Annotated in this window: 19 protein-coding genes; 13 read left to right on the top strand and 6 right to left on the bottom strand. The window is 72.6% G+C overall.

Annotation, left to right across the window (positions count from 1 at the left end; genetic code table 11):
• The first annotated feature begins 34 nt into the window (after positions 1–34).
• From NOD94_RS02015 to NOD94_RS02005, 3 genes are all read left to right on the top strand, one after another.
• A complete protein-coding gene (locus NOD94_RS02015) occupies positions 35–808 on the top strand; it encodes a PIG-L deacetylase family protein (RefSeq protein WP_281203926.1) in 774 nt (257 codons plus the stop codon).
• A gap of 111 nt (positions 809–919) precedes the next feature.
• On the top strand, positions 920–2,365 hold the full coding sequence (argG, locus tag NOD94_RS02010) for an argininosuccinate synthase (RefSeq protein WP_281203925.1): 1,446 nt from the start codon (positions 920–922) through the stop codon (positions 2,363–2,365).
• A gap of 221 nt (positions 2,366–2,586) precedes the next feature.
• Positions 2,587–3,066 carry a peptidase inhibitor family I36 protein gene (locus tag NOD94_RS02005; RefSeq protein ID WP_281203924.1) on the top strand — a complete coding sequence of 160 codons (480 nt, stop codon included), beginning with the start codon at positions 2,587–2,589 and terminating at the stop codon, positions 3,064–3,066.
• A 108-nt stretch (positions 3,067–3,174) separates the two neighbouring features.
• On the opposite strand, the gene NOD94_RS02000 is transcribed toward NOD94_RS02005, so the two are convergent.
• A complete protein-coding gene (locus NOD94_RS02000) occupies positions 3,175–3,993 on the bottom strand; it encodes a polysaccharide deacetylase family protein (protein WP_281203923.1) in 819 nt (272 codons plus the stop codon).
• A gap of 326 nt (positions 3,994–4,319) precedes the next feature.
• Between NOD94_RS02000 and NOD94_RS01995 the strand changes: the two genes are divergently transcribed.
• From NOD94_RS01995 to NOD94_RS01970, 6 genes are all read left to right on the top strand, one after another.
• Complete coding sequence (locus NOD94_RS01995) at positions 4,320–4,637, top strand: hypothetical protein (RefSeq protein WP_281203922.1); 318 nt, start codon at positions 4,320–4,322, stop codon at positions 4,635–4,637.
• Between the two features lie 129 nt (positions 4,638–4,766).
• On the top strand, positions 4,767–5,825 hold the full coding sequence (locus NOD94_RS01990; RefSeq protein WP_281203921.1) for a serine hydrolase domain-containing protein: 1,059 nt from the start codon (positions 4,767–4,769) through the stop codon (positions 5,823–5,825).
• Positions 5,826–6,057: 232 nt separating this feature from the next.
• Positions 6,058–6,543, top strand: coding sequence for a hypothetical protein (locus tag NOD94_RS01985; protein WP_281203920.1), 486 nt, complete (start codon positions 6,058–6,060; stop codon positions 6,541–6,543).
• 197 nt (positions 6,544–6,740) lie between these two features.
• Complete coding sequence (locus NOD94_RS01980) at positions 6,741–7,811, top strand: DUF5954 family protein (protein ID WP_281203919.1); 1,071 nt, start codon at positions 6,741–6,743, stop codon at positions 7,809–7,811.
• A gap of 29 nt (positions 7,812–7,840) precedes the next feature.
• Positions 7,841–8,227: a Rid family hydrolase gene (locus NOD94_RS01975; RefSeq protein WP_281203918.1), complete on the top strand. Its 387-nt coding sequence runs from the start codon at positions 7,841–7,843 to the stop codon at positions 8,225–8,227.
• Positions 8,228–8,338: 111 nt separating this feature from the next.
• Complete coding sequence (locus tag NOD94_RS01970; protein WP_281203917.1) at positions 8,339–8,575, top strand: hypothetical protein; 237 nt, start codon at positions 8,339–8,341, stop codon at positions 8,573–8,575.
• Positions 8,576–8,679: 104 nt separating this feature from the next.
• Here NOD94_RS01970 and NOD94_RS01965 read toward each other — a convergent pair whose 3' ends face one another.
• Positions 8,680–9,291 (bottom strand): GPP34 family phosphoprotein, encoded by a 612-nt coding sequence (locus tag NOD94_RS01965; protein WP_281203916.1) that lies wholly within the window; start codon positions 9,289–9,291, stop codon positions 8,680–8,682.
• A 167-nt stretch (positions 9,292–9,458) separates the two neighbouring features.
• On the opposite strand from NOD94_RS01965, the gene NOD94_RS01960 reads away from it, so the two are divergent.
• Positions 9,459–10,565 carry a barstar family protein gene (locus tag NOD94_RS01960; protein ID WP_281203987.1) on the top strand — a complete coding sequence of 369 codons (1,107 nt, stop codon included), beginning with the start codon at positions 9,459–9,461 and terminating at the stop codon, positions 10,563–10,565.
• 26 nt (positions 10,566–10,591) lie between these two features.
• Here NOD94_RS01960 and NOD94_RS01955 read toward each other — a convergent pair whose 3' ends face one another.
• From NOD94_RS01955 to NOD94_RS01940, 4 genes are all read right to left on the bottom strand, one after another.
• Entirely contained in the window at positions 10,592–11,563 is a 972-nt protein-coding gene (locus NOD94_RS01955) for an LLM class F420-dependent oxidoreductase (RefSeq protein ID WP_281203915.1), read from the bottom strand.
• 54 nt (positions 11,564–11,617) lie between these two features.
• Positions 11,618–11,905, bottom strand: a complete 288-nt coding sequence (locus NOD94_RS01950) for a hypothetical protein (RefSeq protein ID WP_281203914.1) — start codon at positions 11,903–11,905, stop codon at positions 11,618–11,620.
• A 146-nt stretch (positions 11,906–12,051) separates the two neighbouring features.
• A complete protein-coding gene (locus NOD94_RS01945; protein WP_281203986.1) occupies positions 12,052–12,318 on the bottom strand; it encodes a DUF4235 domain-containing protein in 267 nt (88 codons plus the stop codon).
• Positions 12,319–12,432: 114 nt separating this feature from the next.
• Entirely contained in the window at positions 12,433–12,609 is a 177-nt protein-coding gene (locus NOD94_RS01940; protein ID WP_281203913.1) for a CsbD family protein, read from the bottom strand.
• A 284-nt stretch (positions 12,610–12,893) separates the two neighbouring features.
• Here NOD94_RS01940 and katG point away from each other — a divergent pair, with 284 nt between their 5' ends.
• The 3 genes from katG (at position 12,894) to NOD94_RS01925 (ending at position 19,112) form a co-directional block, all read left to right on the top strand.
• Positions 12,894–15,080, top strand: coding sequence for a catalase/peroxidase HPI (gene katG, locus NOD94_RS01935; protein WP_281203912.1), 2,187 nt, complete (start codon positions 12,894–12,896; stop codon positions 15,078–15,080).
• A gap of 139 nt (positions 15,081–15,219) precedes the next feature.
• Positions 15,220–16,191, top strand: a complete 972-nt coding sequence (locus tag NOD94_RS01930) for a cyclase family protein (protein WP_281203911.1) — start codon at positions 15,220–15,222, stop codon at positions 16,189–16,191.
• 137 nt (positions 16,192–16,328) lie between these two features.
• On the top strand, positions 16,329–19,112 hold the full coding sequence (locus tag NOD94_RS01925) for a SpoIIE family protein phosphatase (RefSeq protein ID WP_281203910.1): 2,784 nt from the start codon (positions 16,329–16,331) through the stop codon (positions 19,110–19,112).
• The last annotated feature ends 161 nt before the right edge of the window (positions 19,113–19,273 follow it).

Below are 19,273 nucleotides of genomic sequence, written 5' to 3'. Positions count from 1 at the left end.
GTCCCGCCCCTCCCGAAGGAAGGTCCGATCCGACATGTCCCGTGCCGACGTCCTCGCGGTGTACGCCCATCCCGACGACGAGTCCCTGTCCGCCGGCGGTGTCCTCGCCCGGCACGCGGCCGCGGGCGCGCGGACCGCCGTCGTGACGGCCACCTGGGCACCCGACAGCCACCGCGCCGGTGAACTCGCCGACGCGTTGGGGGTCCTCGGGGCCGGGGAGCCCCGCATGCTCGGCTACGCCGACCACCGGGTCCCGTCATCGGCCCCCGGACGACCACGTTGGTGCGACGCGCCGCTCGACGAGGCCATCGGGCGGGTGGTCGCCCACGTGCGCGCCTTCCGGCCCGACATCGTCGTCACCCACGACGCCCAAGGGTCCTCGGGCCACCCCGACCACGTCCACACCCACCGAGTGACCCTGCTGGCCGTGCACGCCGCCGGGCTCGAAGGGTTCTGCCCCGAGGCCGGTCCGCCGTGGCAGCCCGGCGCCCTCTACCTCTCCGCCCATCCGCGCTCGGCTTCGGGCGAGCTGGCCCAGCTGCTCCTGGGGGTCGGCAAGCGGGTGCACACCGTCGCGGACGACACGATCGGCGCGACCGTCGACGTCCGCCCCTGGGTCGGGCGGAAGTGGGCGGCGATCCGGGCACACCGTTCCGAGGCGGCCCGGGCCCGCTCGCTGCCCGGGCTCCTGTCCGGAGTGCCGGAGGCGGCCCGGGAGCGGATCCTGGGTACGGAATGGTTCGTGCGGCACGACCTCCGGCACGGCCTCACCGCCGGCTCGGGCGGCCTGACGGAGCTGACCGCATGAGCCCGTCGGCGGCGCGCGGGACCACGGCCGGCGGTACCGGATCCGACCCCGATCGGGGGCGGTCCGAGATTCAGTTTTGCATGACCATGCATTATTGCGCATACTCTTCCTATGTCTAAGGTTCTCACCTCCCTTCCCGCCGGCGAGCGCGTCGGCATCGCCTTCTCCGGCGGCCTCGACACCTCCGTCGCGGTCGCTTGGATGCGCGACAAGGGCGCCATCCCGTGCACCTACACCGCCGACATCGGCCAGTACGACGAGCCCGACATCGCGTCGGTGCCCGGCCGTGCGAAGACCTACGGCGCCGAGGTCGCGCGCCTGGTCGACTGCCGGGCGGCGCTCGTGGAAGAAGGCCTGGCCGCGCTGACGTGCGGGGCGTTCCACATCCGCTCGGGCGGGCGCGCCTACTTCAACACCACGCCGCTCGGCCGCGCCGTCACGGGCACCCTCCTCGTCCGGGCGATGCTCGAGGACGACGTCCAGATCTGGGGCGACGGCTCGACCTTCAAGGGCAACGACATCGAGCGGTTCTACCGCTACGGCCTGCTCGCCAACCCGCACCTGCGCATCTACAAGCCGTGGCTCGACGCCGACTTCGTGACGGAGCTCGGCGGCCGCAAGGAGATGTCGGAGTGGCTGCTGGCCCACGACCTCCCCTACCGCGACAGCGCCGAGAAGGCGTACTCCACCGACGCCAACATCTGGGGTGCCACCCACGAGGCCAAGACCCTCGAGCACCTGGACACCGGCGTGGAGACCGTCCAGCCGATCATGGGCGTGCGGTTCTGGGACCCCTCGGTCGAGATCGCCACCGAGGACGTGACCATCGGCTTCAACCAGGGCCGCCCGGTGACGATCAACGGCAAGGCCTTCGGCTCGCCCGTCGACCTGGTGATGGAAGCGAACGCCATCGGCGGTCGCCACGGCATGGGCATGTCGGACCAGATCGAGAACCGGATCATCGAGGCCAAGAGCCGCGGCATCTACGAGGCGCCCGGCATGGCGCTGCTGCACACGGCGTACGAGCGGCTGGTCAACGCGATCCACAACGAGGACACCCTCGCCCAGTACTACAACGAGGGCCGTCGGCTCGGCCGCCTGATGTACGAGGGCCGCTGGCTGGACCCGCAGGCGCTGATGGTCCGCGAGTCGCTGCAGCGCTGGGTCGGCGCGGCCGTCACCGGCGAGGTCACGTTGCGGCTGCGGCGCGGCGAGGACTACTCGCTGCTCGACACCACGGGCCCGGCGTTCAGCTACCACCCGGACAAGCTGTCCATGGAGCGCACCGAGGACTCGGCGTTCGGTCCGGTGGACCGGATCGGCCAGCTCACCATGCGCAACCTCGACATCGCCGACTCGCGCGCCAAGCTGGAGCAGTACGCCGTACTCGGCCTCATCGGCAGCGACAACCCCGCGATCGGCGCCGCCCAGGCCGCCGCGACCGGGCTCATCGGCAGCCTCCAGGAGGGCGGCGCCGAGGCGATCGCCTCCCGCGGCGAGGTCTCCGCCGACGAAGAGGTCCTGGACCGCGCCGCGATGGAGTCCGGCACGGACTGACCCGGCGCGCCGGGCCCAGGGCCCGGCACTCCGACAGGACGCTCCATCGGATGGGCCGTCCCGGCACCCACGGGTGCCGGGACGGCCCATCCGGCGTAGGAGGCCGGGCGGGGTGCGTCGCGCGAGGCCGCCGGGGTGCGATCAACCCCGTGCGGGGGTGCGATGGAAGCCCGGCGTCGAGCCGTCGCACGATCCGGCGGACGGTCGGCCGGAGATTGGCGGTGATCACCGTGGACGCGCACGCCGACGCCCTCTCCCGAGCCCCTGAGCACCGTTGCCGGCCCGGCCGGGGGCGGGCGGGGCCGCCGGGCGCTCGTGGCGCCGCGTGGCTCGTCCTCGCCCTCGCCCTCGTACTCGCCCCCGCCGGCCCGGCGGCTCCGGCGGACCATTGCAGTCCTGGCTGGGTGTGCGGCTGGACGGACCCCGGCTACGCGGGTGTGGTGAGCCTCGTGGCGCACGACATGCCGCGATATCCCGAGACCACCGCCTACGTCGGGTTCAACGACGGTTCGTCGGTGTGGAACGGCGGCGGGACGTGGCGCGACGGCGGCCGGCTGTGGGGGCGCTGCGTCACCGTGTACAGCGGCGTCGGTTACACGGGGCAGCACCTGACCGTTCGTCCCGGTCAGGGGGTTCCCCGGCTCCCCGCGGACTTCGGCACCATGCGTTCCGGCAGGTTCCACGTGTGCCGCGTGTCCTGAGTCGCGGCGTCACCGGCGGTCACGGCCCGGTGGCCGACCCGTTCAACACCGGCTGTCACCGCCCGCGCCGACCCGTTGTCACCGGCCGGCCGGCCAGGCGCATCGGGCTCAGGACGCGGTACGGACCGGGAACGTGAACTGGTAGCCCTGGCCGGAGAGCCAGGGGAGGTACTGGCGCAGCGCCGCGACGGTCTCGCTGCGGTCTCCGCCCCCGTCGTGGAAGAGCACGGTGGGCCGGGTCGGCAGGTCCTTCTCCACCGCCGAGACGATGGCGTCGAGGCCGGGCTTGCTCCAGTCCTTGGGGTCCACGGTCCACCCGAGGGGCCGCATGCCGTTCGCGGCGGCGATGGCGCGGCTCTCGGGGGTGAAGGCCCCGCCCGGCGCCCGGTAGTAGTCGACGGAGACTCCGGGGGCCGCCTCCTCGATCATCTTCTTGCCGTCGAGGATCTGGCGGCTCTGGTAGTCGACGGGCTTGTGGTCCATCGTCACGTCGTGGTCGACGGAGTGGTCGCAGAGCCGGTGCCCGGCGGCCGCGACCTGACGGACCAGGTCCGGGTGCGCCCGGGCCTGCGTGCCGATCATGCAGAACGTGGCCCGGACGTGGTTCTCCTTCAGCACTTCCAGCACCTGCGGGGTCCAGCGCGGGTCCGGGCCGTCGTCGATCGTGATCGCGATGTCACGACCGCTTCCCTGGGCGAGCCGGGATATCCCCTCCGGCGTCTTCGCGGGCGCCGCCCCGGGGACCTTCGGCTGTGCCTGTACGGAACCGGAACCGGAACCGGAACCCGGCGCTTCGGGCGCCTGTCCCGGGGTGCCTCCACCGGCAGCGAGGGCCGGAGCGCCGGCTGCGGCCAGGAGGCCGAGAACGGCTGCCGTCACGGTGATGCCGGTACGACGACGGCGGCTTCCGGAGGTGGTGGTGCCCATGGATGTGCTCTTCCCTTGCACTCGGCCCCCCTGGACTCGCGTTGCCCGTCCAGGCTAGGCGGCGGGTAGGGCGGCGCCCATGGGCCGAACGGCCCGTGCCGGCCGTCCGGGGCGTGAGAACGGCCACTCGCCACACGGGAATGGGCCCGGGCCGGGGCGTGGGCGTGAGGGGGTGCGGGCAGCTCCGGCGCCTCGGCGAAGTACCGCGTACGGTTCCATCGCCGCGGGCCCGCGGCGGCGGCCAGTCGGGTCGATTCGGGGCGCCGTCCGTGGGCAGGCCGGGCGGGAGGGGCATTTTTTCGGCTCCGGCGGGCATCCGGACCGGCATGACCGTCTACGTCGTCACCGTTCCCGGGACCCTACTGACCGAGCTCACGCCGGACGCGCGCGCCGAGCTGCTCCGAGCACTCCGTCCGGCCGACCCGCGCACCACGGACATCGGCGTGGAGGATGACCTGCACCTCCTCTCCCTCTATCCGGAATCGCCCGGCTTCGCCCTGCACCTGGAGGTGGAGGCGGCGGACACGAAGTCCGCCGAGCGCAAGGCGCGCGATCTGGCGACGGAGGCGCTGGGGCGCGCCGGGCTCGGCGGGGAGGGGGCCCGACTGGGCGATCCCGTCATCACGGGCATCGCCACCGAATAGGCCGGCGGGGCGGGCGCCGCGCTTCGTTCCGGCGGCGTATCCGCGTACTGCTCAGGTCTGAGCGCGTCGTCCCGTAAATCATCATCCAGGCTCATCGGTCGACGGATCGCCGCCGTCATGATTTCGAGCATGGATCAAGAACTCGGCACCCTTGCCCAGCAGACCGCCGACCGGCTCGCGCGGCAGCGCGTCGGCGTGGTGGTGGCCGCCGTGACCGGGGACCACGTGGAGATCAGGGGCGCCGGCAGCACTGGTGGGGACCTCGGCCGTGCCCCGGGGCCGGACACCCTGTTCGAGATCGGATCGGTGACGAAGTCACTCACGGCCCTGGTCCTGGCGCGCATGGCGGTCCTCGGGTCGGTGGACCTGGACGAGCCGCTGCGCGACCTCCTGCCGAGCGGGGTGGCCGTGCCTTCGCGCGGGGGTCGGCAGATCTCGCTGCGTCACCTCGCGAACCACACGTCCGGCCTGCCCCGCCTGCCCCGCGGAATGATGCTCCAGGCCCTGCTCCACCCCTCGAAGCCGGATCCGTACGCCGACTGCACCGCCGACGTGCTCCTGGCCGGGCTCGCCCGGACCCGACTGCGGGCCACCCCGGGCCAGAAGTTCCACTACTCGAACCTCGGAGCCGGACTCCTGGGCCTGGCCCTCGCCCGCCGGGCGGGTACGGACTACGAGAGCCTCGTGACCCGGGAGGTCTGCGCCCCCCTGGGCATGGCCGACACCCTCGTGACGGTGGACGACACCAGGGCGGACCGTTCGGCACGGGGTCACGGCCGGCGCGGGCGCCCCGTGCGGCCCTGGCACCTCGCCGACCTGGCGGGGGCGGGGGGCCTGTGGTCGACCGCCGGCGACATGGTGGCCTACGTGCGGGCCCAGCTCGACGGCGGTCCCCCGGAACTCGCCGAGGCGATCCGCACGAGCCGGGCCGACCAGCACCGTACGAGCCCCTTCGGCTGGGTGCACCTCGGTTGGACGGCCCACCGTCTGCACCCGGGGCAAGGTTCCCACCTGCAGGTCTGGCACAACGGAGGAACCGGCGGCTTCTGCTCCTTCGTGGGCTTCGACCCGGAGACCCGGTGCGGCGTCATCGCCCTCGCCAACACCGCCCGTCCGGTGGACCGCCCCGCCTTCGACCTGCTGCGGACGTTGCAGGCGGAGGCCGCCGGAGGGTCGCCCGGGAGGTAGGGCAGGCGGCCCGGACGAGCGTCATGGTCACCTTCTTCGCCGCCCCGGACGACACGTCGGCGGCCCTCGCCGGGGCCGACCCGGGACAGACCGGGACCGACCGGGGCCGTCTGTGTGGCGGGCGTGCACTGCCGGGTTTCACGACGGGCGCTAGCCCGTACCGGCGGGCCGGCGGCGTCCTCCGGGCGTGTAGGGCCCGCCGGCGCCGCTCCGGCTGTCACCCTCGGCACCCATGGATGTCAGCACCTTCTACGCCCTGTTCTCCGCCACCTGTTTCACCCTCGTCGGCCTGTGGTGGAACGTCGTGCAGAGCCACCACGACTGGATGCGCGACCCCGCCCTGCGGCGCGTCGTCGGCGGGATCTACCTCTCGTTCCTGCTCCCCGCCCTGATGGGGCTGTTCGCCCAGGTCGGCGGTACCGATCAGCCGCAGATCTGGCGCGGCGCCTTCATCGTGCTGGCCGTCATCGGCTGCGGTTGCACGCTCCGCCTGCTGTCCCTCGGGCGGGGCAACCGTTTCCTCGTGTGGCAGCAGGCGGGGGCCGCCGTCCTCTACGCGCTGATCGCCGTCGTGGGGGCCTTTCCCGAACTCGGCCGCCACACGGGCCTGCGCCCCATCCAGGCCGAGGCCATCATGCTCATCGCCCTGATCGTCCTCGGCCACGCCTTGGTATGGCGCTTCATGGCGGGTGAGGGGCGCCTGCCGGAAGAGGCCTGACCGTCGGCGGCCGCCGTACGTGCTCGCGCCCCGCCAGGACGGGTCGTGGGCGCGGGGCAAGCAGTCGACGCCCCCCGGCGAGCGGGCGTTCGGTAGTTCCGTGAGGGCGTTCGGACTGTACCTCGTCACGGCGGATCGGGGCACGGGAATCGGTGGATCCGGAGCGCGGCAACGGTCGGCGGCGCCAGGATGGGCGGATGGACCCTGGGAATGTGGTGCCGGGCGGATCACGGCCGATCGTGGTGCGGGTGCCGGTGGAACCGGTGGAGGCCGTGGTGGAGGCCGACGCGATCGACGCCGTGGCGGGCGTGGGCAATCCGGCGGTGCGCGGTCCCCTCTTCGGGGTCGCCGAGCAACGGGCCGGGGACGCGCCGCGGTGGCGGGTGGTGATCGAGGTGACGTCCGGCTGTCCGCAGCAGGCACGTGACGGACTGAACTCCTGGCTGTGGTTCCGGGCGAAGGACCACGCGCAGGACCGGGCGGAGCGGCGGGAACTCCTGGCGGCGGTCTCCCGGCTGGAGACCGAGCGGGTCGACGACCTTTCCGTCGCCGGGACCCGGTACCGGATCGTGCGCGCCGAGGAGTACGCCGGTGCCGGCCCTGGCGGCATCGAACAGCCCCGGCCGACCGACCCGGAGCCCCCCGTCCCGGACTGGGACCGTACGGCCAAGGTCCCCGGGATCGACGAAGGCCTGGTCGTCGACCCGGAGGCGCCGGTCCCCCCGAGCCGGGCGGTGGAGCAGTTGGCGTTGCGCGGTCTGTGTTACGCGGGTGCGCGGTTTCCCGACGACGTGCTGGCCGACGCGCGGCGGGCGCTGGACACCCATCCGGACGTGCTGCTGCTGCCGGCGACGTTCACGGTCGCGGAGCGGCGCGAGAGCGGCTGGAGGCCGGTCAGCGGTCCGCACGCCACCGCCCACGAGGCCCGCAAGTCATTGGACTTCGCCCTGACCTGGATGTGGCCGCGCATGCACGGCCTCATCTCCCCCGTCGCCGGCGCGCACGTCGACGCCCGTACGGCGACGCCGGACGTCGAGCGGGCCGCACGGTTGGCCACGTACGCCCGGGCCGCGGACTCCCTCCGGGTGGGGCGCGTGAACCGGCTGGAACTGGAGGGCTCCGTCTACCGGATCGTCCGGACCCGCCGCTTGCTGCGCTGGGGGCCCGACGGGCCCGAGGGCCCGCGCCCCTCCGACGTCAACAGCGAGGATCCGATGCGGATCCACGTCGCGCTCGACGAGGACGGCAACGTCCGGCCCCAGGGCTGAGGCCCGGGGCCGTCCGCGAGGATGACCGGATGGAATCCATTCGACGGACCGTCGGTTCCGCGTCCCCGCTGGAACCGCTGATCGGTTTCTCGCGGGCGGTCCGGGCGGGCCATCACGTGGCGGTGGCCGGTACGGCCCCCATCGGCGACGACGGGTCGACCGTCGGACCGGGTGACGTGTACGCCCGGACGGTACGTTGCCCGGACATCGCCGTGCGTGCGCTGGAAGCGGCCGGGGCAGCGGTGTCGGACGTCACCCGCACCCGCCTGATGCTGACCGACGTGACCCGGTGGGAGGAGGCCGCGCGGGCGCACGGTGAGCGGTTCGCGGCCGTGCGGCCCGCGCTGACGGTCGTCGAGGTGTCCCGCTTCATCGATCCCGACCGGCTGGTCGAGGTCGACGCCGTCATCGCGTGAGCGGTCGTGCCGGTCCACAGGGCGTGGTCGGCCCGGCGTCGCCGGGGCCACGCCGGTGAAACCGTGCGCGATCGTGCCCGGTTCGGTGGTCGGACCGGCGAGAATCGGCGGGTGAGCACACCAACCCAGTCCCAGCGCGGCGTCGGCCGCGGCGTCAGCACCCTCATCCCGCAGAGCGCGACCGACCAGGCCATGGCCGCGCTCACGGGACTCGAAACGGTCCCCGTCCACGTCGGGCTCCTCCAGGCGGCGACGCTCCTGTTGGAGGAAGCCGCACGGACCGCCTCCGACGAGGCGACGAAGGCCGCCATGGCCAGGACGGCGGGCATGCTGCGCGCCGCCATGTGACCACCGGACGCGATGTGTCCCGTCCGTCATGGACGGGGCCCGAGCCGCCGTCCGGGCGGCGGGGTGTCCTTGTCGGGGCGGTGGTGCGTGCGCCGCCGCACGGGTCAGACCCCGCCCCGCCAGATGTTGTCGAAGGCGGCCTCGTCGATGGCGCGGCGTTGCCGTACGGAGGCCAGTTCCACCACCGCGTCGCTGATGGCGGCCAGTACGGTGGCCACGGCCTCGTCGGCGACGTCCGGGATGTCCCCGGTCCGGTCACCGCGGACCCCGACCGTTTCCGCGAGGTTGGCGAGGACGGGGTCCTCCGACCTCCAACGGTCCACGGCCCTGCGGCGGGCGGGTGATTCGACGAGTTCCGGGGTGCCGACGCGGAAGGAGAGCCCGCGGCGGCGTTGCCGGGCGAGCAGCCCTTCCTGTTCCAGCGCGGCCTCGTAGACGGCGGACAGGCCGCGGCCCCGGCGCCACAGCCAGTCGGTGACCGACTCGTAGGGCTCCTCCTGGACGATCGAGGAGGCCGCCTCCGCCATCAGCGGGTCGGTCGGTGCCGGACGGTCGTCGTCGGGGACGATCAGATCGCCGTCCAGCCGGATGGTCCGGGTGCCCAGGAGGTCGATCGCCTCGGCGCCCGCGAGCGCGAGCGACAGATCGCCCTTCTCCGCCGGGTGGTCGGCTGCCGTGCCCATGGTGACGATCAACAAGTCACGCGGTGTGGTCATTTGGGGCTCCACGTCCGATGCGTCCGCTGGTGAATGCGTACCTGAACGGCTGGTCCGGCACGGTCCGACAGGGGCAGGCTACCCGCGTCCCCGGCCCGGCGGACGTCGACCGGGCCGGCCGGTGGCTCCGCTCGGCGGTCCGCCGCACTCTCCCCGGGCCCCAGGGCATGATCGTCGGCATGTGGGAGAACAACGGTGTCCGTCGAGGGCGCATGCGGTACAGGCTGACCGATACGGAGAACGACCGTTCCTGGGGCTCCTGTTACGAGGTGGAGGGCTTGTTCGGCGAGCCGGTCCGGGAGACGTACGAACTGTTCGGCTGGGCTCCGGAGAGCCCGGGGGAACCCTGGCGGAGCGGCGGTCGGGTGTGGCTCGTACCGCAGGACACGGCCCTCGGCCCCTGGCTGTTGGAGGACGTGGAGGGCCTCGGTCCGCACCCGGGGACGGACGGTCCCGTCCTGACCGGCACGGACGACTACGAGGGTCCGCCCCTCGGGTACCGGGGTCCCGTGCGGCTGCACGACGAGTACCGCCTCCTCGGCGGCTGCCGCGAGTTCGCCCGCGTCCTGCGCGTCGAGGAGGCGCAACCCCTGCTCGTGCTGCGCGGGTTCGCCCCGGGCGAGGCCATGCGGCAGGTACTCGCGAAGGGCACCCGTCGGGCGCTGACCCTAGGAGAGGCCGAGCTGGAGATCCGGGACGACCTGGGCGACCGGCTGACCGAGCGGTCCATGTGGCCCACCGTCGGCGGCCGGCGTCCCTCCTCCCTCGGGGCGGATCTGATCGATATGGAACTGGACCTCGACGGCAGTCCGTTCGCGGTGGTGCCCGCGCACGCGCGGCCGGTGTGGGATCGGTGGCGCGCCGGGCCGCCGCGGGCGCGCGGAGCCTGGGTCGGCCTCGGTACCCGGCAGCGCGACACCTGGCTGGACCTGGTCCGTGAGCGGGGCTGCCGGCCGGCGCACCACGACCGGTCCGGTGGCGCGTACGAACTCGACGGCCGGCACGTCACCGACGTACCGGGCCTCTACCTGGCCCTCGGCGAGGCCGTGAACGGGCCGGGCGGGTACTTCGGAGGCTGCCTGGACGCCGTCGCCGACTGCCTGCGCGGAGGCTTCGGCCACGCCGCTGGCCCCTCGACCCTGCTCTGGCGCGGTTCCGCGACCGCGCACGAGCACCTGTCCCACGTCCTGGCCCCGGACGGCCACCCGTACGACCTGGTCGCCGAGGTGCTCGGCGTCCTTTCCCAGGGCGGGATGCGGGTCGCTTTCGCGTGAGCCGTCGGGCGCTCGGGAGGTGCGGGCTATGCGTCCATGCCGCGCAGGGCCGGGAGGAGGGTGCTCTCCGCCCAGTCGATGAACGAGTGCTGGTGGGATCCGCCGACCTGGACCAGGGCGATCTCGGTGAAGCCCGCTTCGACGAACGGGCGAACGGCGTCGACGAAGGCCTCGGGATCGTCTCCGCAGGGGATCGATTTCGCGATGTCCTCGGGTCGGACGTACCGGGTGGCCTGGTCGAAGGCGGAGGGGCCGGGGAGCTCCGCGTTGACCTGCCAGCCGCCCGCCGACCAGCGGAACTGTTCGTGGGCGCGGCGGACGGCCGCGTCCCGGTCGGTGTCGTGGCAGACCGCCAGCTGGCCGACGCGTGGCTTGCCCACGCCTCCCGCCCGGTCGAAGGACTCCAGGAGTTCCCGCTCCGGGTCGATGGCGATCGCCAAGTCGGCGTACCGGCCCGCCAGTTCGCAGGAACGCTTGCCGGACACCGCGATGCCGATGGGCGGCGGTTCGTCCGGGAGGTCCCACAGTTTGGCGTTCTCGACGTCGAAGTACTGCCCGTGGTGGTTCACGGAGCCGCCGTCGAAGAGGTCACGGATGATCCCCACGGCCTCTTCCAGCATCGCCAGCCGCACGTGCGCGGCGGGCCAGCCGGGTCCGACGACGTGCTCGTTGAGGTTCTCGCCGGAGCCCAGGCCGAGTCGGAACCGGCCATCGGACAGCAGTTGCATCGTGGCCGCCTTCTGCGCGACGACCGCCGGGTGGTAGCGAACCGTCGGGCAGGTCACGTAGGTCATCAGCGGGATGGTCGTCGTGGCCTGCGCGGCCGCCCCCAGGACGCTCCACGCGTACGGGGCGTGCCCTTGGGAGGCGAGCCAGGGGAAGTAGTGGTCCGAGGTGACGGAGAAGTCGAATCCCGCCCGCTCGGCCGCGGCGACGTGCTCCACCAGTTCCCGGGGGCCGGCCTGCTCGGTCATCATCGTGTATCCGAATCGCACCATGTGCAGCGCCTTACCGGTCTCCCGTGCGCGAAACCTGCGGGTCGGCGGCCGGGCTCAGGCCGCCGCCGCCGTGTCGTCCTCCGCGGCGAGGGCCGGGGCCGCGGAGGAGGTCGTCGTACCGAACGAGGCCCCGGTCGCCCGGCACAGCCGTTCGGCGCGCAGGACGGTGCTCACGGCCGCGGCCCCCGCGGGGCACGGGAGCTCCATCAGGACGCTGCGGGGCCGGTAGCACCTGAGCAGGAACTCGAACTCCGAGACGGCGGTTCCGCGTGTGTCGACGGCGAGGTCGTCGGGGAGCCGGACGAACAGGACCTCGCCGTCGAACAGGTGGGTGAGCAACATGGCAACCCCTTCCCCCTTGCATGGCCGATGCGCCATGTTCACCATGGAAATGCCCGGTGAGCGCGCCGTCACACATAACAAAGCTCACCCGGTGGGGAAGGAATCCTTGGGTTGCTCACCGCGCCGGCCCTGCCGGCGTCGGTTTCTCAGCCCGGCCAGGTCCCCGAAACCCGTCGTACGGCGACGGCTCCCGAGCGTTCGACGGCTGCTTTGACGAGGGCGAAGATCGCCCCTTGGATCGCCGCGGCGAGCAGGATCTCCCGCCAATGCCGCCCTTCGTCCATCGCGTCCGGGGCGTCGTCATCGTGCCCCGCCAACTTCCACACCTGCTTGAACAGCGCCCCGGCCACGATTCCGGCCCCTGCTCCGAGGGCCAGGCCGACCGGCTTGTAGGCGACCTTCGATGCCTTCATGTCCTTCCGCCTGCCCATGTCTCCGGTGTCGGTACCTGCGGTTCCGCGGGCCCCCGGCGGCGTTACCGGGGGCCCGCGCGTGGCTGTGCGTCAGCGAGTGTCACATCTCGCCGGTCACATCTTGTCGCGCTTGCCCTTCATCGCTTCCTTCGCGTCCCCCATGGCTTCCTTGGCCTTGCCCTTGGCCTGGTCGGCCTTGCCCTCGGCTGCCATCCGGTCGTTTCCGGTGACCTTGCCCGCGGCCTCCTTGGCCTTGCCCTTCGCCTTGTCCATTGCGCCCTTGTCGGCCATGGTGATCTCCGATCCGGTCGGGTTGCGTTCGGGGCTCGCGACGGTGGAACAACGTGCCGTTCGCCCATGCGTGGGGGCACCTGCCCCGTTGTCCCCCTGATAAGCGCCCGTCACCGAATCCCTTTGGCGCGCGGAGTTCGCGTTCCGGTAATGCGAGCGTGCTCTGCGTGTTCTCGTGACGGTGCGGTCCACGGTGCGCAACCATACGGACGCCGACCCAGGCACCCTTTCCGGCGTAGTGAGAGCCGGCAGTAGGAAGAACCGAGACAGGAAAGAGGGCGGACGTGTCCGGCAGCGAAAGCGAGAACCCAGCAATCCCCTCCCCGACCGCCACCGCGACGCGACCCAGGACGAACCGGGACTGGTGGCCGAACCAACTGGACCTCCAGGTCCTCCACCAGCACTCGCCCCTGTCCAATCCCATGGCCGACGACTACGACTACGCGAAGGAATTCGCGGACCTCGACGTCGAAGCGCTCAAGCGGGACGTCTTCGACGTGATGACGGCCTCCCAGGACTGGTGGCCCGCCGACTACGGGCACTACGGGCCGCTCTTCATCCGCATGAGCTGGCACGCCGCCGGAACGTACCGCATCGCCGACGGCCGGGGCGGCGGCGGCTCCGGTGCCCAGCGCTTCGCCCCTCTCAACAGTTGGCCGGACAATGCGAGCCTCGACAAGGCGCGCCGTCTGCTCTGGCCGGTCAAGCAGAAGTACGGCCGCCGGATCTCCTGGGCCGACCTGCTGGTGTTCGCCGGAAACTGCGCGATGGAATCGATGGGGTTCAAGACCTTCGGGTTCGGTTTCGGCCGGGAGGACATCTGGGAACCCGAGGAAATCTTCTGGGGGTCCGAGGACACGTGGCTCGGGGACGAGCGCTACAGCGGTGACAGGGAACTCACGGGTCCTTTCGGCGCCGTGCAGATGGGTTTGATCTACGTCAATCCGGAAGGGCCGAACGGAAACCCGGACCCGCTGGCCGCCGCCCGGGACATTCGCGAGACTTTCGCCCGCATGGCGATGAACGACGAGGAAACGCTGGCCCTCATCGTCGGCGGCCACACGTTCGGCAAGTGCCACGGCGCCGTCGATCCCGATTGCATCGGCCCGGAGCCCGAAGCCGGGCCCATCGAGCAGCAGGGCTTCGGCTGGCGGAACACGTGCGGCAGCGGAAAGGGCGTCGACGCGCTCACCAGCGGGCTGGAGGGCGCCTGGACCTCCGAGCCGACGAAGTGGGACAACGGTTACCTGGACAACCTGTTCCGCTACGACTGGGAGCTGACGAGGAGCCCCGCCGGCGCGCAGCAGTGGACCCCGAAGGATCCTGCCGCCCGGGACACCGTGCCCGACGCGCACGATCCGTCGAAGAGGCACGCCCCGATGATGCTGACGACGGACCTGGCGCTGAAGGTCGATCCCGTCTACGCGCCGATCGCGAAGAGCTTCCACGAGAACCCGGACAAGCTGGCGGTGGCCTTCGCGAAGGCCTGGTACAAGCTGCTGCACCGCGACATGGGACCGATCTCGCGCTACCTCGGCCCGTGGATCCCCGAACCGCAGCTGTGGCAGGACCCCGTACCCGCGGCCGACCACGAGCCGATCGGGGACGCGGACGTCGCCGCCCTGAAGGGCCGGATCCTCGAATCGGGGCTGTCCCTGCCCCAACTGGTCACCACGGCTTGGGCGTCGGCGGCGAGCTTCCGCGGCACCGACAAGCGCGGCGGTGCGAACGGGGCCCGGATCCGACTCGCGCCGCAACGCGACTGGGAACTGAACGCCCTGCCCGAGGTGACCGAGACCGTGCGGACCCTCGAAGGGATCCAGCAGGACTTCAACGGCTCGGCCGGCGGAAGGAAGGTTTCGCTCGCCGACCTGATCGTCCTGGGCGGCTGCGCGGCCGTCGAACAGGCCGCGAAGAACGCAGGGCACACCGTGACGGTCCCGTTCGCGCCCGGGCGCACGGACGCCTCGCAGGAGCAGACCGACGTGGAGTCGTTCGCCGTGCTCGAACCCCGTGCGGACGGGTTCCGCAACCACCTCCCGCAGGGGGAGAAACTGTCCCCGGAGACCCTCCTGCTGGACCGGGCCAACATGCTGACCCTCACGGCGCCCGAGATGACGGTGCTGATCGGCGGCATGCGGGCGCTGAACACCGGCTTCAAGGGAGCCGCGCACGGTGTGCTGACGGACCGGCCCGGGGCGTTGACCAACGACTTCTTCGTGAACCTGCTCGACATGGGCACGGAGTGGAAGGCGTCGGAGTCGGCGGAGAACGTGTTCGAGGGCCGGGACCACACGACGGGCGAGGTCAAGTGGACCGCGACCGCCGTCGACCTCGTCTTCGGTTCGCACTCCCAGCTGCGGGCCCTCGCGGAGGTCTACGCGTGCGAGGACGCGCGGGAGACGTTCGTACGCGACTTCGTGGCCGCGTGGGACAAGGTGATGACCCTCGACCGGTTCGACCTGGCCTGAGCCCCGCCGGGTGTCCCGGCCGGCCGCTTCCCCGGCCGGCCGGGGCACCTCCCCGGACCGCACGGTTCGCGGTGGGCCCCGGCCCGCGCCGCCGCGGCGGCCGGCCCCGTCCGTACGAGCCCTGGAGCACCGAGCCCCGATGAACAGCGACCCCGGCGGTTACCCCGTACCGCCGCCATCCGGTACGGGCGGCGGGACCACCACCGTCTCCCGCGGGGAGTTCGACGCCCTGTTCGACTCGGTCCGTACGTGGGGCCGCTGGGCGGCTGCCGACCGGGGCGCCTGGAACCGGGTGACGGCGGCCCACGTGGGGAGGGCGGCGGCCCTGGTCCGGACCGGGACGGTGGTGCCGTTGGGGCGCGCCTGGGACACCCTGGCCGGGCCGGACAACGCGAAGCCCGCGCTGCACTACATGTCCGACCTCGGCGACGTGGAGGAGCCGGAACCCGCGGCCTACAAGGACTTCCTGGGCGCCGATTACCACGCCAAGGCGGTGAGTCACCTCGACGCGCTGTCACACATCGCCTATCGCGGGCAGTTGTACGACGGCCGGGTGGCGCGGCAGGCCATCGGGGCCGGCGGTGCCCGCTTCGGATCCGTGGCGGCGCTCGGACCGCTGGTCGCGCGGGGCGTGCTGCTCGACCTGCCCGCCGTGCTCGGCGCCGACTGGCTGGAGCCGGGGCGCGCGGTGCGCCGGCGGGACGTGCTCGCCGCCGAGGAGGCACTGGACGTCGCCGTCGGGGAGGGCGACGCCGTACTGCTGCGCACCGGACGGTTCCGCCGCCGCCGGGACACCGGCCCCTGGGACACGGGTGCGGCGAGCGCCGGCTGGCACGTGGACGCCGTGCCGTTGCTGGCCGAGCGGGGCGTCGCGCTGATCGGCTCGGACGGGGACAACGACGTACGGCCGTCGCCGGTCGAGGGCCTGCACTCCCCCGTCCACACGCTCGCCATCACGGCGATGGGCGTGCCCCTGCTGGACAACCTGGACCTCGAAGCCCTGGCCACGGCGTGCGCCGGAGCGGGCCGTCACGCGTTCATGCTGGTCGTGGCGCCGCTGAACGTACCCGGCGGGACCGGTTCACCGGTCAATCCGGTCGCCGTCCTCTGACACCCGGCCCGGCGGCCCGTACCGACGACCACCGCCGGCCCCCAGGACACCGCCGACACCACCCCTCCCCGCCCACATCGTGAGGAATATACTCAAATCGGGTGAACGAGCGGGCTCCGGTGAGGGGAGTGGTGCAAATGGGGGTCGTCGAGGACCGCATCGGCCCCGTGCACTCCCGTGACCAGTTCCTCCGCGGCGAGGCGGTCGGGGAGAGCGTGCGCAGTCCGATCCTCAGCTCGTGGCAACGATGCCGACTGCTGGGGCTGTCTCCGGACCAGTCCGAGCTGCCCTTCACCGAGGACTTCGACCTGGAGGGGCCCCTCGTGCGCGCGGCCGGACCGGTGCTCGACCGACTGGAGTCGATCTTCACGGGGAGCCGGGTGAACATCTGCCTCGCCGACGCGCACGGCACGGTGCTGGAACGTCGTTTCGGGGACACGGCCATGCTCCGGCACCTCGCACCGATCCAGGTCCTGCCCGGTTTCGTGTTCGCCGAGCGGGTGGCGGGCACCAACGGCATCGGCCTCACGCTCGCGGAGCGCAGGCTCGTCCAGGTCTACGGCGCCGAGCACTTCGCCGAGCGGTCCCAATCCGCGGCATGCACCGCGATCCCCGTACGCGACCGGCTCAGCGGGCGCATCGAGGGCGTCCTGTGCCTCGGCTACCCGTACACCGACGCCGATCCGGCACTGGTCCCGCTGGTCCGCAGGGCGGCCGAGGCCGTCGAGCGGCGCCTGATGGAGCAGAGCTCGGCCCGGGAGCGCGGCCTCCTGCGGGCCTACCTCGACGCCGGCGACCACGTGCGGACCGGTGTCGGCGCCCTGGACGGGCACCCGGTCACCATGGACGACCTGCTCCAGAGCGACCTGGACCAGGCCGACCAGCTGATCCTGAAGGAGAAGGCCACCGAGCTGATGTCCTCGGCCCGGCTGGCCGCCTCCGACGTGGCCCTGTCCCGCGGCCGGACGGTCACGCTCGTGAGCCGGCCGGTGACGAGCTCGTCCGGCGTCGAGGGACTGGTCGTCGAAGCGCTCCTCCCCGAGGACACGGACCGGCACGCCCCGGCCCCCACCGCCCCGACGGCCGGCGCCTTCCCCCGGAGTCCGGCCGGGTCGGGCGCGGACACCGCCACGGGCACCACACCCGGCAGGACGGACGCGCCCGTCACCCCGCGCAGCGGCGACCCCGCCAACGGCCGGGTCCGGGGGCTCGTCCTGGTGGGCGAGCCGGAGGTGGGCAAGTACGCCGTCGCGGCGCGCCGGCGCCTGGAACTGCTGGCCGAGGCCAGCAACCGCATCGGCACCACCCTGGACGTCACCCGCACCGCGTGGGAACTCGCCGAGACGGCGGTGCCGCGCCTGGCCGACTTCGTGACCATCGACCTGCCCGAGGCGGTCCTGCGCGGCGAGGAGTCCCCCCGACCGACCACCGAGATGCACCGCACGGTGGTCCACGGCATCCACGAGGACTGCCCCTTCTACCCGGTGGGCACGCAGGTCGTCCTTCGCGCCACCACCCCGCACATGCGGTCCCTGGCGACCGGCCAGCCGGTGCTGGAACCCGATCTGAGGGCCGCGTTCGGGTGGATCGCCCAGGATCCCGAGCACGCCGATCGGCTCCTGGCCCGCAACATCCACTCCCTCATCACCGTGCCGTTGCTGGCCCGCGGCGTCCTCCTCGGCATCGCCGCGTTCTACCGTTCGCGGGACCCGGCCCCCTTCGGGGACGACGACCGCTCCTTGGCACAGGAGCTCGCGGCCCGGGCCGCCCTCTGCATCGACAACGCCCGCCGCTACACCCGCGAGCACACCCTGGCCCTGTCCCTGCAGCACAGCCTGCTCCCCCGCGGCCTCCCGGAGCAGAACGCCGTCGAGGTCGCCCACCGCTACCTGCCCGCGGAGTCCGGGGTGGGCGGCGACTGGTTCGACGTCATCCCGCTCTCCGGCACCCGCGTGGCGCTCCTCGTCGGCGACGTCGTCGGCCACGGACTGCACGCCGCCGCGACCATGGGCAGGCTGCGCACCGCCGCGCGCAACTTCGCCGAACTGGAACTCGCTCCCGACGAGCTGCTCACCCACCTGGACAACCTCATGGTCCGCCTGGACCGCGAGGAGGGCGGTGACCATCACGATCCCGGCAGCACCAACATCGTCGGCGCCACCTTCCTGTACGCGATCTACGATCCGACCTCGCAGTTGTGCACGATGGCCCGCGCCGGACATCCGCCGCCCGCGCTGGTCGGCCCCGACGGCACCGTGACGCTGGTCGACCTGCCGGCCGGTCCCCCGCTCGGCCTCGGCGGCCTGCCGTTCGAATCCGTCGAGATCCACCTCCCCGAGCACAGCCAGCTGGTCCTGTACACCGACGGTCTGATCGAGGACCGGCACCGCGACATCGACGCGGCCCTGGACGAACTCCGGCGCGTGCTCGCCCACCCGGACCGCAGCCCCGAGGACACCTGCCAGGCCGTCCTCGACGCCGTGGCGCCCGAGCACCCCGAGGACGACATCGCCCTGCTCGTCGCCCGCACCAACGCCCTGCCCGCCGACCGGATCGCCACCTGGGACCTGTCCGCCGATCCGGCGCTCGTCTCCCGCGTCCGGGCCGACGCAGTGGCCCGGATGAGCGAGTGGGGCGTGGACGAGTGCGCGTTCGCCACGGAGCTGCTGCTCAGCGAGCTCGTCACGAACGCGGTCCGCTACGGCACCGCACCCATCCGGGTCCGTCTGATCCGCGACCGGACGCTGATCTGCGAGGTCCACGACGCCAGCAGCACCGCCCCCCGGATGCGTCACGCCGCCACCACCGACGAGGGTGGCCGCGGCCTGTTCCTCGTCGCCCAACTCGCCCAGGCCTGGGGCACCCGCTACACCACCGGGGGCAAGGTCATCTGGGCGGAGTGCACGCTGGACGCGGCGTGACCGGGTGCCCGGCGCGCCCCCGGCGCGGTATGCACGGTCCCGGACCGCGGTCGGGGCGCCCGCCCCCGGTTCGCCCATTGAGGTAGCGGAACGGGGCGTTATGCCGCGAATGCTGCGGATGATCCCCGTAGAATCCCGCATGCAGTCGGGAAGAACTCGGA

The sequence above is a fragment of the Streptomyces sp. Isolate_45 genome (assembly GCF_024721315.2).
Classification (GTDB): domain Bacteria; phylum Actinomycetota; class Actinomycetes; order Streptomycetales; family Streptomycetaceae; genus Streptomyces.
This window is presented reverse-complemented; position numbering and strand designations above follow the sequence as displayed.

Bases quoted from the DNA above. Each gene is read 5' to 3' on its own strand.
- argG (WP_281203925.1), top strand. From the start codon at position 920: ATGTCTAAGGTTCTCACCTCCCTTCCCGCCGGCGAGCGCGTCGGCATC.
- NOD94_RS02015 (WP_281203926.1), top strand. From the start codon at position 35: ATGTCCCGTGCCGACGTCCTCGCGGTGTACGCCCATCCCGACGACGAG.
- NOD94_RS01975 (WP_281203918.1), top strand. From the start codon at position 7,841: ATGGAATCCATTCGACGGACCGTCGGTTCCGCGTCCCCGCTGGAACCG.
- NOD94_RS01950 (WP_281203914.1), bottom strand. From the start codon at position 11,905: ATGTTGCTCACCCACCTGTTCGACGGCGAGGTCCTGTTCGTCCGGCTC.
- NOD94_RS01945 (WP_281203986.1), bottom strand. From the start codon at position 12,318: ATGAAGGCATCGAAGGTCGCCTACAAGCCGGTCGGCCTGGCCCTCGGA.
- NOD94_RS01985 (WP_281203920.1), top strand. From the start codon at position 6,058: ATGGATGTCAGCACCTTCTACGCCCTGTTCTCCGCCACCTGTTTCACC.
- NOD94_RS01925 (WP_281203910.1), top strand. From the start codon at position 16,329: ATGGGGGTCGTCGAGGACCGCATCGGCCCCGTGCACTCCCGTGACCAG.
- NOD94_RS01955 (WP_281203915.1), bottom strand. From the start codon at position 11,563: ATGGTGCGATTCGGATACACGATGATGACCGAGCAGGCCGGCCCCCGG.
- NOD94_RS01965 (WP_281203916.1), bottom strand. From the start codon at position 9,291: ATGACCACACCGCGTGACTTGTTGATCGTCACCATGGGCACGGCAGCC.
- NOD94_RS01930 (WP_281203911.1), top strand. From the start codon at position 15,220: ATGAACAGCGACCCCGGCGGTTACCCCGTACCGCCGCCATCCGGTACG.
- NOD94_RS01960 (WP_281203987.1), top strand. From the start codon at position 9,459: ATGATCGTCGGCATGTGGGAGAACAACGGTGTCCGTCGAGGGCGCATG.
- NOD94_RS01940 (WP_281203913.1), bottom strand. From the start codon at position 12,609: ATGGCCGACAAGGGCGCAATGGACAAGGCGAAGGGCAAGGCCAAGGAG.
- NOD94_RS01980 (WP_281203919.1), top strand. From the start codon at position 6,741: ATGGACCCTGGGAATGTGGTGCCGGGCGGATCACGGCCGATCGTGGTG.
- NOD94_RS01990 (WP_281203921.1), top strand. From the start codon at position 4,767: ATGGATCAAGAACTCGGCACCCTTGCCCAGCAGACCGCCGACCGGCTC.
- NOD94_RS02000 (WP_281203923.1), bottom strand. From the start codon at position 3,993: ATGGGCACCACCACCTCCGGAAGCCGCCGTCGTCGTACCGGCATCACC.
- NOD94_RS01995 (WP_281203922.1), top strand. From the start codon at position 4,320: ATGACCGTCTACGTCGTCACCGTTCCCGGGACCCTACTGACCGAGCTC.